Here is a 15,416-nt window from a genome sequence, read left to right as displayed (position 1 = left end):
GAATCGTTGGATAGAGTGCTTATCCATCACAACAGCCTGAATTAATGCTAAAAGACGCCTTGTCTGAATTCGTCATTAATCACAGTGAAAAAGAGGGGAGGTGCAGAACACCGTTCCCCATAAAGTCCACTGATGGAAAACGGGTTTACTTATTCAGGAACAGCTCACGTCCGATCAGCATCCGGCGGATCTCAGAGGTGCCGGCACCGATCTCATACAACTTTGCATCACGCAGCAAACGGCCAGTGGGGAACTCGTTGATATAACCGTTGCCGCCGAGCAGCTGGATCGCATCCAGGGCGATTTTGGTCGCCATCTCTGCGGTGTAGAGGATGACCGCAGCGCAGTCCTTACGAGAGGTTTCGCCGCGCATCGCTGCATTGGCGACGGTATAAGCGTAAGCCTTGGACGCGTTCATCAGGGTGTACATATCGGCTACTTTGCCCTGTACCATTTCGAACTCGCCAATTGCTTTACCAAACTGCACGCGGTCACGGGTATAAGGAATAGTGATATCCATTGCCGCCTGCATAATACCCAGAGGGCCACCGGCGAGTACCAGACGCTCGTAGTCCAGGCCAGACATCAGTACTTTAACGCCGCCATTCAGTTCGCCAAGGATGTTTTCTTTGGGTACAGGGCAATCCTGGAACACCAGTTCACAAGTGTTAGAACCGCGCATACCCAGCTTGTCCAGCTTCTGATGACGGGAGAATCCAGGGTAGTCACGCTCAACGATAAAGGCGGTGATCCCTTTAGGGCCAGCGGCCAGATCGGTTTTCGCGTAGATAACGTAAGTGTTGGCATCCGGACCGTTGGTGATCCACATTTTATTGCCGTTCAGCAGGTAGTGGTCACCGTTATCACGGGCAGTCAGTTTCATAGAAACCACGTCGGAACCAGCGTTTGGCTCAGACATCGCCAGCGCGCCGATATGCTCACCGCTAATCAGTTTTGGCAGGTATTTGATTTTCTGCTCATGGGTGCCGTTACGGTTGATCTGGTTCACACAAAGGTTAGAGTGCGCACCGTAAGACAGGCCTACAGAGGCTGAAGCTCGGCTGATCTCTTCCATCGCGATCATATGAGCCAGATAGCCCATCTCAACGCCGCCGTACTCCTCTTTAACCGTAATGCCCAACAGACCCATGTCACCGAATTTACGCCACAGATCGTTAGGGAACTCATTGTCATGGTCAATCTGTTCGGCGCGTGGGGCGATCTCGGCTGCTGCAAAGCTGTTTACGTGCTCTCGCAGCATATCCAGAGTTTCACCGAGTCCGAAATTAAGTGAGCTATACTGTGCAATCATTTTCTGTCCACCTGGCTTAGGGAATCGATAGGGCCGCTTTATGTTCGCAACCTCTACCGTCTCCGGTTTGTGTTTATTGTTGTTGGTTCGTTGTTTACTAATCTTTATCCATTGACGCGCGGCAAAGTCGCAGTGACCTATACTGTTTTCTCAGTCAGGTCGTTCATCGCTTCACGGCAACGGCTTTCTGCGCTGTCCAGCTCCAGCTGAACCATCGCAATGTCATTTAACTGCTGTTCAAGGGCGGCCTTCTTTTCGTCGATCTTGGCCATCAGCAACTGCAGCTGTTTCATGCTGCCGGTTGGTGTTTCGTCCCACAAGGCGAATAGTTCACGGGTTTCTGCCAGTGAGAAGCCTAATCGCTTGCCCCTGAGTATCAGTTTTAACCGGACTCTGTCCTGTGCACTATAGATGCGGGTTTGCCCCCGGCGAGTCGGGAACAGCAGTTGCTGGTCTTCATAAAAGCGAATGCTGCGCGTGGTGACATCAAACTCACTCGCCAGTTCGCTGATAGAAAAAGTACGTATGTTCATAACCTGCTTCCTGATCTCGTATGCTGCTTAATGTAGCGGAAGTTTACGTAAACGTAAAGTCATGATGGAACGGCATGTTATTTGTTACATTTTGTAGGAATGTCTTTAACTTGATGAAAGTAAAGTGTTTTTATGTAAAACGTATGACTATGGTTAGCTGTATTAGACTAAAGTATTACTTGTTAACCTGTAGGGGAAATTGCTAACTTGGTCGCAAGCTGATGTGGGCAAAGATGTTTTTTGTCCACCTGAAAATAAAAACAAATAAAAAGTGGGGCTGGTTCTGCATGAGTGCTGACTACGTTCTCGAGACCAGAAATCTGGTTAAGGAATTCAAGGGCTTTACCGCCGTTGACGATGTAAATCTTCAGGTTGAGCGGGGCACAATACACGCGCTGATCGGTCCTAACGGTGCCGGTAAGACAACTGTATTTAATCTGCTGACAAAATTTCTTACACCTACCCGAGGCACTATTCTATATAACGGTAATGATATTACCTACATGAAATCTGCAGCGATTGCCCGCAAGGGTATTGTGCGTTCGTTTCAGATATCTGCTGTCTTTCCACATCTTTCTGTATTAGAAAATGTGCGTATCGCCCTGCAACGCAATGAGGGTAATAGTTTTCACTTCTGGAAATCAGAAAAAGTGCTCGACAAGCTCAACGATCGCGCTCTCGAACTGCTGGATGAAGTTGGCCTGAAAGACTACGCCAAAGCCATCACTGTCGATCTGCCTTATGGTCGCAAGCGGGCACTCGAAATCGCAACGACACTCGCTCTGGACCCTGAAATGCTGCTGCTGGATGAGCCAACTCAGGGAATGGGCCACGAAGACGTGGGAGTGGTTGCTGACCTGATCAAAAAGGTTTCCGCCAATCGCACTATTCTGATGGTTGAACATAACCTGCATGTGGTCGCACAACTGGCAGATAAGATTACCGTATTACAGCGCGGCGCTATCCTGACCGAAGGCGATTACGCAACTGTATCTCAGGATCCTCGTGTACGTGAAGCCTATATGGGCGTTGAAGCGGATGATGAGGTGGCGAATGCAATTGCTGCAGAAACTGCTGCTGCGAATGCTGCCAAGAAGGAGGACGTTGCATGAGCTCAACAGGTGAAAAGCTTCGTATCAGTGATCTGCATGCTTACTACGGCGAGTCGCACATACTTCACGGTATCGACATGACCATTATGCAGGGTGAGTTGGTGACTCTGCTTGGGCGCAACGGTGCTGGTCGTTCGACAACTCTGAAAGCGATCATGAATATGGTCGGGCGGCGTACCGGCAAGATCAATATCAATGGTAATGAAACCATCGGTATGCCGGCACATAAGATCGCTCACCTGGGCGTAGGCTACTGTCCTGAAGACCGGGGCATATTCTCCAGTCTGAATGTCGAAGAAAATCTGATGCTGCCGCCCAACGTACGTTCTGATGGTATGAGCGTCGAAGAGATCTATGAATACTTCCCCAACCTGGCTGAACGTCGTTATAGCCAGGGGACTCGCCTGTCAGGCGGGGAGCAGCAGATGCTGGCGATGGCCCGTATTCTGCGAACCGGTGCAAATGTTCTGTTGCTCGATGAGATTACAGAGGGTTTGGCACCCGTTATTGTGCAAAAACTGGCTGAGGTCCTGGTGATGCTTAAAGAGCGTGGCCTGACCGTATTGCTGGTTGAGCAGAATTTCCGTTTTGCTGCGCCTATTGCTGATCGTCACTACGTTATGGAGCATGGTCATATCGTAGAAGAGGTTCAGAAGCATGAGTTGGAAGCAAAAACGGAACTGTTGAATACCTACCTGGGGGTTTGAAGCCCGGATAAAGGTTGTAATAAAAAAGCTCTAACAATGAAGTTCGATAAAAATAAAAAGTTCTCAAGCAGGAGTGACCCAATGAAAGCAATGAAAAAGACCCTATTAGCTGCAGCGATGAGTGTGGCAGCTGTTACTGGTGTACAGGCCGCAGGAATCTCTGATGATGTCCTTAAAATCGGTGTGCTGGGCGATATGGGCGGTGTTTACGCTGATATAGCAGGTCAGGGTAGTGTAGTTGCCGTGCAAATGGCGGTTGAAGATTTTGGCGGCACTATATTGGGTAAACCAATTGAAGTGGTTTCCGCTGATGATCAGAACAAAGCGGATGTTGGTTCCAGTATCGCGCGTAAGTGGATCGATGATGAGAAAGTTGACGTTATCAACGGTGCTGTTGCAAGCTCGGTAACCGGTGCCGTCACTAAGGTTATGACTGAGGCTGAAAAGATTACTCTGATTGCCGCTTCTGCCAGCCATGCATTTACAACCAGCCAGTGTTCTCCATTTAACGCTCACTGGACTTATGATGTGGTCGCTATGGCCAACGGTACTGTTAAGCCGATGGTAGCGAGCGGCAAAGAGAAGTGGTTCTTTATTACCGCTGACTACGGTTTTGGTCATGCACTTGAAAAAGTAGCGACCGGCGTCATCAATGACAATGGCGGAACCGTTGTGGGTGGCGTGCGCGCTCCACTGGGTACCACCGACTTCTCCTCTTATATCCTTCAGGCTCAGTCTTCAGGTGCTGATGTTATCGCTCTGGCGAATGCCGGCGCAGATATGGTTAACTCACTGAAAACCGCTGCTGAATTCGGTGTTACCGAAATGATGGATGTAGCAGGTCTGCTGGTATTTACGCAAAACGCTCAGGCGCTTGATCCCGCTATTGCGGGCGGCATGAAGCTGACGACTGGCTTCTACTGGGATATGGATGATCAGACACGCGCCTGGTCTAAGCGTTACATGGAGCGTATGGACGGCAAGATTCCTTCAATGGCGCATGCCGGCGCATACTCCTCTACCATGCACTATCTGAACGCCGTTAAAGCTGCGGGTACCGATGAAGGTAAGGCGGTTATGGCGAAGATGAAAGAGACCCCTGTAGAGGATTTCTTCTCTCGTAATGGCTACCTGCGTAAAGATGGACGGATGGTTCATGACATGCTGCAGGTACGCATCAAAACTGCTGACGAGCGCGCCAACGCTAACGATATCTTTGCTATCGAAAAAGTTATCAAAGGCGACGATGCTTTCCTAGAGTTGAGCAAAGGTGGCTGTGAATTCGCTCTGGCGAAGTAATACGCCCGCTTAAGTAATACTGATGTACCGGCCGCCCCATCCGGGGTGGCCTCTATAACTAGAACGGCATGAATCACTAGGGTGCGACTATGGCGACCTTTTTTGGAATTAATCTATTCGCTCTTTCGGGCCAATTGCTGGTTGGCCTGATCAATGGCTCATTCTATGCATTGCTCAGTCTCGGTCTGGCGATTATTTTTGGTTTGTTAAAAATTATTAACTTCGCGCAGGGCGCGATGTATATGCTCGGTGCTTTCTTTGCCTGGATGGCTCTGAACTACATGGGTATCAACTACTGGGCTGCGCTCATACTGGTGCCGATTGTAATCGGTTGTATCGCAATTCTTATCGAGCGCTTTCTGGTACGCCCGATTGCTGGCGAAGATCACCTCTACAGTTTGTTGCTGACGTTTGGTATCGCGCTGGTATTGCAGGGCCTGTTTACACATCTATTTGGTTCTTCAGGATTGCCTTACAAGATTCCTGCCGAGCTCACAGGCGGCACTAAGTTGCCGTTTATGTATCTACCTAATTATCGTGCCTGGATTATCGTGATCTCACTGGTAGTGTGCGGCAGCACCTGGTGGGTTATTGAAAAGACTAAACTGGGTGCTTACCTCCGTGCGGGTACTGAGAATCCTCAGCTGATGCAGGGCTTTGGTATCAACGTTCCCCTCATCACCACGCTGACCTTTGGTTTTGGTGTGGCACTAGCCGGTTTTGCCGGGGTGCTGGCAGCCCCTGTGTACTCTGTTAGCCCGGATATGGGGTCGAATATCCTGATCGTTGTATTTGCCATCGTCGTTATTGGTGGTATGGGGTCTATCGGTGGAGCGATTCTTACCGGTTTATTGATGGGGGTGATAGAAGGGCTGACTAAGTACTTTTATCCGGAAGCCTCCGCTACTGTTATCTTCCTGGTCATGGTGATCGTGTTGCTGATAAAGCCTGCCGGTCTGTTTGGTAAAGAGGCGTAGGAGTTGACCATGAAAATTAATAAACTTTATCTGGTATTGTTTCTTTTAGCGTTGGTAGCACCGATGGTTTTGTATCCGGTGTTCCTGATGAAGGTGTTGTGCTTCGCATTGTTTGCCTGTGCCTTCAACCTGTTATTGGGTTATGTTGGCCTGCTGTCTTTTGGTCATGCTGCTTTTTTGGGGACGGGGGGATATGTGACCGGTGCCATGATGTTGCATACCGGTATGGGACCTGAGATCTCTATCCTTGTGGGTACTGTGGCTGCGGGCGTATTAGGGGCGGTTTACGGCAAGCTTGCGGTGAAGCGCGAAGGTATCTACTTTGCGATGGTAACCCTGGCATTAGCCCAGCTGGCATTCTTCTTCTATCTGCAATCACCGTTTACCGGGGGTGAGGATGGTATGCAAGGTGTGCCTCGCGGTTCTTTGTTGGGCATGATTGATCTGTCCGATAATACCAACATGTACTACTTTGTGCTGGCGATCTTCATCTTCGGATTCTGGGTAGTCCACCGCACAATTCATTCACCTTTTGGCCAAATTCTGAAAGCGATTCGTGAAAACGAGCCACGGGCAGTATCGTTGGGATACAACGTTAATGACTATAAGTGGGTTGTCTTTATCATCTCTTCTGCTCTGGCAGGTATGGCCGGTTCGACTAAAACGCTGGTATTCCAGCTTGCCTCCCTGACCGATGTCCATTGGCATATGTCTGGCGAAGTTGTACTCATGACTCTGCTAGGGGGTATGGGTACTATCTTCGGGCCTGTTGTGGGTGCTGGTGTGGTTGTTACTATCCAGAACTACCTCTCCGGCGGTGAGTTGGGTAATTACATACACATCATCATGGGCTTCATCTTTATTGTCTGCGTGCTGGCCTTCCGCAGCGGTATCGTGGGTGAGCTCCAGAAGATTATGAAGAAAAACTTTGGTTAACTATTATTAAGTCAAAAAGGGACGCTAAAGTGCGTCCCTTTTAGTTTCATTTAGACGATATGACAGTGGGTTTGGAGAGAAATATGAGTCAGGATTCAATTGTAATTGTCAGTGCAGCCCGTACCCCGATGGGAGGCATGATGGGCGCATTAAGCGAAGTGCGTTCTCCCGATCTGTGTGCCACCGCGATTAAAGCCGCGATTGAACGAGCCGGTCTGCAGGGCAGTGATATTGATGAAGTGATTATGGGCTGTGTCCTGCCGGCAGGTTTGGGCCAGGCACCTGCACGTCAGGCGGCGCGCGGCGCAGGCATTCATGATGCAGCAGGGGCAACCACCGTCAACAAAATGTGTGGTTCCGGCATGAAAGCGGTGATGCTGGCACACGATCAGCTGAAAGCGGGGCAGGTGGATATCATGGTTGCCGGGGGCATGGAAAACATGAGCCTGTCACCCTACCTGTTGCCTAAAGCCCGTGCCGGTATGCGCATGGGGCATCAACAGGTGATCGACCATATGTTTTTCGATGGCCTGGAAGATGCCTATGAAGGTGGCCTGATGGGTAGCTTCGCGCAGAAGAGCGCCGATGATTTCAACGTCACCCGCGAGGCGATGGATGATTTCGCTATCGGCTCACTGGACAAGGCGCTGGCGGCGATTGAGAGCGGTGCATTTAAAGATGAAATCGCCCCGGTGACCGTCAAGTCCCGCCGTGGCGATACCGTTGTTGATACCGATGAACAGCCGGGTAATGCCCGCAAAGATAAGATCCGTCAGCTTAACCCGGCATTCAAAAAAGATGGCACCATCACCGCAGCAAACTCCAGTTCAATTTCTGATGGCGGTTCTGCACTGGTATTGATGCGTGAATCCGAAGCGCAAAAGCGCGGCTTGCAGCCGCTGGCCCGAATCGTCGCGCATTCAACCCACGCGCAACTGCCCGCCGAATTTACCATTGCGCCGATTGGTGCGATTGATAAAGTACTGACCCGCGCAGGCTGGAGCAAGGACGAGGTTGATCTCTATGAAATCAACGAAGCCTTCGCCGTCGTCACCATGCTAGCGATCAGCGAGCTGGGGCTGGATGCGTCGAAAGTCAACGTCAACGGCGGCGCCTGTGCACTGGGTCACCCCATCGGCTCATCCGGTTCCCGCATCCTGGTAACGCTGCTGTACGCACTGAAAAACCAGGGCAAGAAAAAGGGCGTTGCATCCCTGTGTATCGGTGGCGGTGAAGCCACCGCGGTTGCGGTAGAGATGCTTTGATTTTTTGAATTAAGTTTGGTTGTTTGAAAAGGCTGATGCAGAGATGTGTTGGCCTTTTTTATAAAGCTGAGAAAGTAGCTAGATCGCGGCTGCGCCGCTGGCTAGTGGTCAGAATGTCACACAAAGCGTGACTTGCTCGTCGCTCGAGCGTCAAAAGCAGGGTGTCGTTAGCGCCCTGGATTAGGGAAAGTGAAGATCTTTAAAACAGTGGCTTAATGCGCTTTTATCCTATCGTTTTCTATGTAACTATTGATCAGTCAAGGGGTAACAACACCTCAGCTCAGGGAGTCAGAGTGAGAATAAATCTTATTAATGGCCATTGTGTCGCCTTTCTGCACATATACGACAGGCTGTCGTGTTTCCACACAGTAAAATCTACGTACAATCTTTTAAAATTCAGAGAGTTGTCTGAGTTTTGTGATCTGACAAGAAGCGGTGATATACGACAACTTGTCGTATTTCTCCAAATCCACTGTCGTATATTTAGCTGTTAGGCCAAAGAATAAATTATGAGTGAATCACAAAATACAACCATTGAGGCGATTAAAATAGTTACGGAATTTCTTTCGAACAATTCCATTGCTATTGTATTACTTGTTTTAATAATCATTAATCGAGTCGCTATTTCGGGTTTTATATCTAGGCTTACCTCGTTTACCTTTAAGAGAGGCGATTCTACACTCGGGATGGAGGCAGTAGCTCCTCCTGATGCCAAAGAAACTATTAAAGAGATTCCTAGCGCTGATGAAAAGCCTTCCTCCGAAGAGAAGGGTACTCAAGTAAACGAGGTTGAGGAAAAAGAAGGCCAGTGGTTCTCCGAGATGCATAAGGCCTTTTCTGAAAGACGATTTAATGACGCGGAGACAATATTTAAAAGGTACGCAGTAAACGAAAATGATGATATTCAACTAGAAAAAAACAAAGCCTTATATCTGTATTTTAGGTTTGAGAAAGCTAAGGATAATAAGTCTATAGAAGAACTTAAAGATCTTGCGCGCATGGCAAAGTCAGAAGAATCGAAGTTTAATACTCTAACTTGGCTTTCTTTCTGCCTTAGCGATAGCATGCAATACGGAAAAGAAGTTGAGTTGTGGCGATCAGTATTATATGAAACGCAAACTGAAGCACTAAAAACAAGAGCTGCAGTAAATTTGGCATATGCTTTAAATAAAGATGATAAATCAATTGAAGCTAAAAATATACTAGTCAGCAGATTATCAAAGGCGGTTGATCATGCGCAGAAATCAAGTCTGTACGAAGCCCTGTCTTCAATTGAAAAAACTCTAGGAAATAAATCGATATCAATTTATTGCAAGGATAAGTCTCTGGAGTTTGATGTAAATAACAGAGATGAACTATTTAATTCTGCTTATGCTGCAAGCGATGAAGATATAGATGAAATATCAATAAGTAACTATATAACGCTCATCCAAATTGATGGCGATAACTCTACAGCACTAAATAATTTGGGCGTAAGAGCGCAAGAGGCAGGGTTAAAAATAAAAGCTGTTGAGAACTACAAAAAATCATCGAGTTATAACAATACGCTTGCTATGGCTAATCAAGGTTATTTGCTCTTAGGTGCAGGATTTACTGATGAAGCGGAAAAGATAGCAAAAAAAGCACTTGAGTCAGATGATCCCCATAAAAATGTACACAGCCTAATTGCTGCAATTGATGAAAAAAAACAAGAACAAAATACAGAATGGGATAAGTTAAAAGAAAAATCCCTCGAACGGCAAAAAAACATTAGAAAATACACCGAACAATATTACACTGGGAATTCTGAATCACTAAAGGGAGATTGGCTGGTTAGTAATACTTATCCAACAACTATAACAATAGAGAATGATGCAATTAAAGCAACTTGGTCTGAGACATCTCTAGGTCTTGGCGGTAACAGTACCTACGAAGCCGAATTAAACGGTGAAGTTTCTGGCTCAACTTTTAAAGGGAAATATACAAGAAAGAAAAAGGACAATAGCCCGAATACGCTTCTAGGTTTAGCTGGGAACACTTCTCAGTCGTGTATTGCCTATATTTCTAACGATGACAATCAAATTAATCTAATTTCTACAAAGCTAAAGGATGATTTTTCTCTATGTCTTACGAGAGCGAAAGAGAAAGATAGGACAGGCACTCTTTAAGTACCTATAAGCCGGTTACTTGCAACGTACCTAAAACAGCTAGAATGTCACAAGAAGCGTAGCTTGCTCGTCGCTTGGGTGTCGAAAGATAGTCCGAAACGAATCAACAGGGTCAGAGTCATTGATCCAGCTTCCTTAACCGGATCAGTTCTTTTCTCTGTGTGCTCTGTGGTAAAAACGCTTTTGAATCGACAGGGCAGAGTAATTGATCCAGGTACGTTAACCAGAGCTTATTCCAGGGGGCAAGGGGTCAGGTCTTGCGTTTTGCAGAACGGCAACTTAACTGAATAGTCGTTAGTCATCGACATGCATAATACAAGACTTTACCCTCATATTTCTCCAGCCATGCGAACCAATCGCTCTCCTGCGCCAAGTATCCGGAAACCGGGGGCACCCAGAAAAACGCAGGCAAAATGTAATAATGCCGCGCAACCGCTTGCTATTGCCGCTACCATTAGCAGAACATTCGGTGAATTTTGCATAGAGAGATCCTTGTTGTGTTTAACATCTGCAATCCGTACAGGCCGACAGTGAAAATGAATATTCAACTGGTCAACATGGGGCCGGTTAATTTTATGAGACTGAAATGAGTTATCAAATGGGTTGGCCAATTTTTTCGTTGTTTGGTAAAAGGGATGAAATGATAAGAGAGCTGACTACCCATAGGCACAACAGAGGCGCTACTTTCTTATGTCGGTTGGGACTCTACCTTAGCATCGCGCTGGTTGCCGGTTGTGATGTTGTGCAAGTGGAGGGCCAGGGCAGTCAGCTGGAAAGCCTTCAGATCGTCGCTCTGCCCGAAGCCAACGATCAATCATCCACAGCGGTAGACTTGGTTTTTATCTACAGCAGCCGTGCTGCAACATTGTTACCCAAGGAGACCGGAGAGTGGTTTGCTGCAAGGGATGGCCTGAAATCGATACTCGGCCTTCAGGCTGACTTGGTCTCCCTTGAGATACCTCCTGGCGACATTGTCGAGGCGGTTGCTTTACCCGAGAGGCATCGGTCTGCAATCGATGTTGTGGTGTACTCGAACTACCTGAGCAAGAGAGGGCAGCAGCGTGTGTCTGTCTCGGGTTTTCATAACCTCCAAGTGGTTTTGAAAAACGATCATATTGAGTATTTTGAGATGATGGAGTGAGTGGCGCTATTTGAGTTACAGGGCACAAATCAGCAGGGTCCAATCAACAGAGAATCAACAGGGTCAGTGTGAAGCTCCCCAGCTTAGCGGATACTTTAAATGCCTTTAAATTCAGCGGTTGCCGTCGAGATGCTTTGATGATTCTGACACGGCCGGATTCCGTATCGTCGTCAATGGAGCTTTGGCTAAGTGCACATAGCAGTTGCGTCAATCGGGATGTTAATAAGTTCGCGCTTATGACTCGGTCTTTATGTGAAACGATAAGCCTAAGGTTGGTATGACAATATTTGAGTTCATGATGGCTATTAGCGGGTTGGGGATAGTGGTTCTTTTCGTTGCTTCCCTAATTGGCGCCTGTTGCAGCAAGCAAACAACTAAAAACGTATTAGAAACAGTGTTAGTGGGTAGTAACGAAGACGTTTATAAGAAGAAGTGGACAGTCTATATAAACGCCGTCTTCTGGGGTGTCTTTATTCTCGGCCTTCTAGGGAATTTGTATGCCATATAGCAAAATCGCCCCCGGGCTTGGGCCATCGCTGGGCTCCGGCTCTTGATGTTGGGCGCTATGCCCTCAAGGAGAATTGAGTCATATGCTTAATGAACTGGAAATTGAATTGGCTGAAAGGCTGGTCAGGTTGCACGATGGGAAAAATTATAGCGCACTCCAGGAAATGTCTATGCCGCCTGCAGACCTGAACGATGACGGAAAGATAACAGAGGAAATGTACATCCAAATGTGCAGTGACATAGAGAATGAAATGGGTGATATAGAGAGCATCGATCCCATAGACGTTTTAATGAGAGCAGACTCGAAGCTGACACTCTGGAAGGTAAAATACAGTAAAAGTGACTTTATGGCGTTTTGGGCAATAGGTTTTGATTTAGAGACCTCAAAAGTTCAAGACGTCTTGGTTCAGTGGTAAGCTCATAATATTTCGTAGCAATCAGACTTGGGGGGCTGTCTTTTTTTGTTTCCGTAAACAGTATGCCAGCCCCCCAAAAAAACTTCTGCCAGGGGTATACCTTAGAGAATCTAATCTGATGCCTGAATCTGATCCATTGAGAATCATGACATTTGCAACTCCGAAAGATCTCGGCCAGTGGCTCAAGCTTAATCACGCCACTGAACGTGAGCTATGGGTGAAAATATTCAAGAAACATACTGGAGTTCTGAGCGTGACCTGGAATGATGTCGTGGTCGAGGCGCTATGCTGGGGTTGGATCGACGGTGTTAAGAAGTCAATCGATGACCAGGCCTACCTTCAGCGTATTACTCCCAGAAAAGTGCGAAGCAACTGGTCTAAAAGGAACACGGAACATGTGGCTCGTTTGATAAGTGAAGGCCGGATGATGGAATCAGGGCTCGTGTATGTTCGTGCTGCAAAAGCGGACGGTCGTTGGGGAAACGCCTACGTAGTCAGTGAAATGGACGTGCCCGAGGACTTTCTCGCTGCACTGGAGAACAATCCGAATGCTAAAGCGTTTTTTGAAACACTCAATAAATCGAGCCGTTATGTTATCGCGCACGGATTGATAAGTGCAAAGCGATCCGAAACCAGAGAAAGGTTTGTAAAATTCATGGATATGCTTGTTCATGAGGAAAAGCCTAAGTGAAGTGGAATGTGCTATTGCTTGCTTCGTCAAATGATGACTGATCTAAGATAGTTGCATCGCATCGTTCTTGCTTCTCCAAAATGCTGTACATTGACCGTTTTATGATTTAACTCAGCGCCCGAGTGGGCTGGCCAGCTTATTATATTCAAAGCGATTAAATAATTGCTATGGAAGGCCTGATTTGCTTCAGAGATATATACACCGGAGGTCAATATGGATCGCAGTACTCCCTACAGTATCTCCATCCTTAACCGGCTGAAAAATAGTATTGTAGTCATTACTGTTATCATATTAATGTTGTTGATTGCGGCAACCGTCTACCAGATTAGTAAAGATAAGCAGGATGAGTTGCATTATGCCTCCAAGTCTATGCAGTCAATGGCGAGTATTCTCAGTAAAGAGACTGATATGATGCTAGGCCTGGCATCAACGATATTGAATGATGTTGTTTTAGATGTGAATCTTGGTCAGCCAGCCTCGTTTGACAATACTAAGCTGCTGCATGAGGCGCTCATCAAAAAACGGCGAAGTATTCTTGCCTCCTCAACATCATCAAGTTTCCAGCACCTGTTTATTCTCAATAGCGACGGCATCAGTGTCGCAAACAGCGTCAGTTTTCCGGTTAAAAAAGTCAATGCATCGGATCGGGAATATTATAAAGATCATTTAAACAACGCTCATACGGGGGTGCGTATCAGTCAGCCTTCCCGCTCAAAGGTGACTGATGAGAGAGTTATCTACCTGACAAAACGGCTTGAGACACTTGATGGAGCATTTGCGGGAGTCATTGGCATCCAGTTGAAACTTGCGCATTTTGATTATCTGTATAATGAACTCCAGCTTCCCCCTGGCGGAGCGGTAACGGTCATTCGCAAAGATGGACTTGGAGTTTACCGATACCCACTGGATGACTCATTTTTTAATCAGAATGTTATGAACTCTCAGGACTTCACTAAAATATTTTCTCTTCGCAGAGGGCACGCTGTTTTAGTCAGCCCTATTGATCATCAGCTTCGTATTGTCGGATTTAATGCGAGTGACTTTTACCCCGTTATCAACTTGATTTCAGTGACTGAGAGTTCAGTTCTGGATCGCTGGCAAGGAAAAGCGATTAATATGCTGATTCTTGCATTTTTTGCTGGAGTAATTTTACTGCTGGCCAGTGTGTTTACCAGTCGGCAGTTAAAACATCTCTCTATTGCCCTGTTTGATTCGAGTCACGATGGATTGACCAGTCTCTATAACCGTCGTTCATTTGATCAGCGCCTTAAGGAAGAGTGGCGTAGGGCGATCCGAAAGCAGCGGACTATCTCGCTATTATTTATCGATATTGATCACTTCAAAAACTATAACGATTTTTACGGACACCGACGAGGGGATGGCTGTTTACAGAGGGTTGCTAACTATCTTCACGAAGGCGGTCTTCGAGAGGGAGAGTTAGTCGCGCGATACGGTGGCGAGGAGTTTGTTGTTCTTCTTCCTGATACAGAAGCGGCAGAAGCGGCTGAACATGCTGATCGACTAATCAGGGGAATACAAAATCTGGACATATTTCACCCGGACTCTCCGGTTGCCGATATTGTCACTGTCAGCATTGGTTATGCATCACTGATTCCATCAGCAGACAGAACCGAAACTGAGTTGGTTGAAGCCGCAGATGAGGCTGTTTACAAAGCAAAAGATCAGGGGCGGAATAGAGCTGTTCAGGGGGAAGTTAAACCGCGGGAATTAAAAGGGGCAGAGCCCGTTCCACATGGATAAGATACTTTATCCGCCGCAGTCTCCTCTGTGTGCTCTGTGCCCTCGGTGGTGAAACACGCTCTTGAATCAATCTCAAAGCCCTTTTTTCATTTAACTGGGTGGTATCTAACTGAACTCAAATGAGTTGTGGATCGAACTTGATGAAATCCATAAAATGGCAGGGTTTAGAACCTGGTAAGCTGATCTTACGGATGCATTCCCTATGCTCAAATTACCCGGCAATGGTGTCATTGCAGGCTAGTCAATTTTTAACGAAGGATTAAACTATGTACTTTAAAGCGCTGAGTCGTATGTCATGTTTCATTGTTTTGATGTGTTTCAGCTTAATGTCGAATGCTGACACGGTTTGGATTGATGTGCGAAGTGCTGTCGAACATAGCATTGACAACATTAAAGGGGATGTTCGTATTACCCATGATGAAATTGTTCAGGGAGTGAGTGAAATGTTCCCCGATAAAGATACGGAAATTGCTCTCTATTGCCGCAGCGGAAATCGGTCGGGAAAAGCACTGTCAGCGCTGCAAGCTGCCGGTTATACAAATGTATCTAACGCAGGTGCAATTGATGATGCGCGCAGAGCGCGGGGCCTTAATTAAGGTTCATTGTGTAAAC

At 47.0% G+C, this 15,416-nt stretch carries 15 protein-coding genes; 12 read left to right on the top strand and 3 right to left on the bottom strand.

Annotation, left to right across the window (positions count from 1 at the left end; translation table 11 throughout):
• Positions 1-145: 145 nt before the first annotated feature.
• Both Q0499_RS02295 and Q0499_RS02290 read right to left on the bottom strand, forming a co-directional pair.
• Complete coding sequence (locus Q0499_RS02295; protein WP_299195598.1) at positions 146-1,312, bottom strand: isovaleryl-CoA dehydrogenase; 1,167 nt, start codon at positions 1,310-1,312, stop codon at positions 146-148.
• 137 nt (positions 1,313-1,449) lie between these two features.
• Complete coding sequence (locus Q0499_RS02290) at positions 1,450-1,845, bottom strand: MerR family DNA-binding transcriptional regulator (protein ID WP_299195595.1); 396 nt, start codon at positions 1,843-1,845, stop codon at positions 1,450-1,452.
• A gap of 287 nt (positions 1,846-2,132) precedes the next feature.
• On the opposite strand from Q0499_RS02290, the gene Q0499_RS02285 reads away from it, so the two are divergent.
• From Q0499_RS02285 to Q0499_RS02255, 7 genes are all read left to right on the top strand, one after another.
• Positions 2,133-2,957 carry an ABC transporter ATP-binding protein gene (locus Q0499_RS02285; protein WP_299195593.1) on the top strand — a complete coding sequence of 275 codons (825 nt, stop codon included), beginning with the start codon at positions 2,133-2,135 and terminating at the stop codon, positions 2,955-2,957.
• Positions 2,954-3,664, top strand: coding sequence for an ABC transporter ATP-binding protein (locus tag Q0499_RS02280; protein WP_299195591.1), 711 nt, complete (start codon positions 2,954-2,956; stop codon positions 3,662-3,664). Before Q0499_RS02285 ends, Q0499_RS02280 begins: the two co-directional genes overlap by 4 nt.
• A gap of 81 nt (positions 3,665-3,745) precedes the next feature.
• Entirely contained in the window at positions 3,746-4,963 is a 1,218-nt protein-coding gene (locus Q0499_RS02275; protein WP_299195589.1) for an ABC transporter substrate-binding protein, read from the top strand.
• Between the two features lie 89 nt (positions 4,964-5,052).
• Positions 5,053-5,940, top strand: a complete 888-nt coding sequence (locus Q0499_RS02270) for a branched-chain amino acid ABC transporter permease (protein ID WP_299195586.1) — start codon at positions 5,053-5,055, stop codon at positions 5,938-5,940.
• 9 nt (positions 5,941-5,949) lie between these two features.
• Complete coding sequence (locus Q0499_RS02265; RefSeq protein ID WP_299195583.1) at positions 5,950-6,876, top strand: branched-chain amino acid ABC transporter permease; 927 nt, start codon at positions 5,950-5,952, stop codon at positions 6,874-6,876.
• Positions 6,877-6,959: 83 nt separating this feature from the next.
• Positions 6,960-8,141, top strand: a complete 1,182-nt coding sequence (locus Q0499_RS02260; protein WP_299195580.1) for an acetyl-CoA C-acyltransferase — start codon at positions 6,960-6,962, stop codon at positions 8,139-8,141.
• Between the two features lie 509 nt (positions 8,142-8,650).
• Complete coding sequence (locus Q0499_RS02255; protein WP_299195577.1) at positions 8,651-10,288, top strand: hypothetical protein; 1,638 nt, start codon at positions 8,651-8,653, stop codon at positions 10,286-10,288.
• A 329-nt stretch (positions 10,289-10,617) separates the two neighbouring features.
• Here Q0499_RS02255 and Q0499_RS02250 read toward each other — a convergent pair whose 3' ends face one another.
• The gene (locus Q0499_RS02250; RefSeq protein WP_299195574.1) at positions 10,618-10,770 is read right to left on the bottom strand and encodes a hypothetical protein; all 153 of its coding nucleotides are present in this window, start codon (positions 10,768-10,770) and stop codon (positions 10,618-10,620) included.
• A 116-nt stretch (positions 10,771-10,886) separates the two neighbouring features.
• Between Q0499_RS02250 and Q0499_RS02245 the strand changes: the two genes are divergently transcribed.
• The 5 genes from Q0499_RS02245 to Q0499_RS02225 all read left to right on the top strand — a co-directional run bounded on the left by Q0499_RS02245 (position 10,887) and on the right by Q0499_RS02225 (position 15,400).
• Positions 10,887-11,429, top strand: coding sequence for a hypothetical protein (locus tag Q0499_RS02245; RefSeq protein WP_299195572.1), 543 nt, complete (start codon positions 10,887-10,889; stop codon positions 11,427-11,429).
• A 590-nt stretch (positions 11,430-12,019) separates the two neighbouring features.
• On the top strand, positions 12,020-12,352 hold the full coding sequence (locus tag Q0499_RS02240) for a hypothetical protein (RefSeq protein WP_299195570.1): 333 nt from the start codon (positions 12,020-12,022) through the stop codon (positions 12,350-12,352).
• Between the two features lie 118 nt (positions 12,353-12,470).
• Entirely contained in the window at positions 12,471-13,043 is a 573-nt protein-coding gene (locus Q0499_RS02235) for a YdeI/OmpD-associated family protein (protein WP_299195566.1), read from the top strand.
• 213 nt (positions 13,044-13,256) lie between these two features.
• Complete coding sequence (locus Q0499_RS02230; protein ID WP_299195563.1) at positions 13,257-14,804, top strand: sensor domain-containing diguanylate cyclase; 1,548 nt, start codon at positions 13,257-13,259, stop codon at positions 14,802-14,804.
• Between the two features lie 266 nt (positions 14,805-15,070).
• Positions 15,071-15,400, top strand: a complete 330-nt coding sequence (locus tag Q0499_RS02225; RefSeq protein ID WP_299195561.1) for a rhodanese-like domain-containing protein — start codon at positions 15,071-15,073, stop codon at positions 15,398-15,400.
• The last annotated feature ends 16 nt before the right edge of the window (positions 15,401-15,416 follow it).

Source organism: uncultured Amphritea sp. (assembly GCF_937127095.1).
Classification (GTDB): domain Bacteria; phylum Pseudomonadota; class Gammaproteobacteria; order Pseudomonadales; family Balneatricaceae; genus Amphritea.
Note: the sequence above shows the minus strand (reverse complement) of the source record. Positions and strands in the feature narration are given on the sequence as shown.

Excerpts from the sequence above, each read along its gene's own strand:
- Q0499_RS02295 (WP_299195598.1), bottom strand. The coding sequence starts at position 1,312 with ATGATTGCACAGTATAGCTCACTTAATTTCGGACTCGGTGAAACTCTG.
- Q0499_RS02290 (WP_299195595.1), bottom strand. The coding sequence starts at position 1,845 with ATGAACATACGTACTTTTTCTATCAGCGAACTGGCGAGTGAGTTTGAT.
- Q0499_RS02285 (WP_299195593.1), top strand. The coding sequence starts at position 2,133 with ATGAGTGCTGACTACGTTCTCGAGACCAGAAATCTGGTTAAGGAATTC.
- Q0499_RS02280 (WP_299195591.1), top strand. The coding sequence starts at position 2,954 with ATGAGCTCAACAGGTGAAAAGCTTCGTATCAGTGATCTGCATGCTTAC.
- Q0499_RS02275 (WP_299195589.1), top strand. The coding sequence starts at position 3,746 with ATGAAAGCAATGAAAAAGACCCTATTAGCTGCAGCGATGAGTGTGGCA.
- Q0499_RS02270 (WP_299195586.1), top strand. The coding sequence starts at position 5,053 with ATGGCGACCTTTTTTGGAATTAATCTATTCGCTCTTTCGGGCCAATTG.
- Q0499_RS02265 (WP_299195583.1), top strand. The coding sequence starts at position 5,950 with ATGAAAATTAATAAACTTTATCTGGTATTGTTTCTTTTAGCGTTGGTA.
- Q0499_RS02260 (WP_299195580.1), top strand. The coding sequence starts at position 6,960 with ATGAGTCAGGATTCAATTGTAATTGTCAGTGCAGCCCGTACCCCGATG.
- Q0499_RS02255 (WP_299195577.1), top strand. The coding sequence starts at position 8,651 with ATGAGTGAATCACAAAATACAACCATTGAGGCGATTAAAATAGTTACG.
- Q0499_RS02250 (WP_299195574.1), bottom strand. The coding sequence starts at position 10,770 with ATGCAAAATTCACCGAATGTTCTGCTAATGGTAGCGGCAATAGCAAGC.
- Q0499_RS02245 (WP_299195572.1), top strand. The coding sequence starts at position 10,887 with ATGGGTTGGCCAATTTTTTCGTTGTTTGGTAAAAGGGATGAAATGATA.
- Q0499_RS02240 (WP_299195570.1), top strand. The coding sequence starts at position 12,020 with ATGCTTAATGAACTGGAAATTGAATTGGCTGAAAGGCTGGTCAGGTTG.
- Q0499_RS02235 (WP_299195566.1), top strand. The coding sequence starts at position 12,471 with ATGCCTGAATCTGATCCATTGAGAATCATGACATTTGCAACTCCGAAA.
- Q0499_RS02230 (WP_299195563.1), top strand. The coding sequence starts at position 13,257 with ATGGATCGCAGTACTCCCTACAGTATCTCCATCCTTAACCGGCTGAAA.
- Q0499_RS02225 (WP_299195561.1), top strand. The coding sequence starts at position 15,071 with ATGTACTTTAAAGCGCTGAGTCGTATGTCATGTTTCATTGTTTTGATG.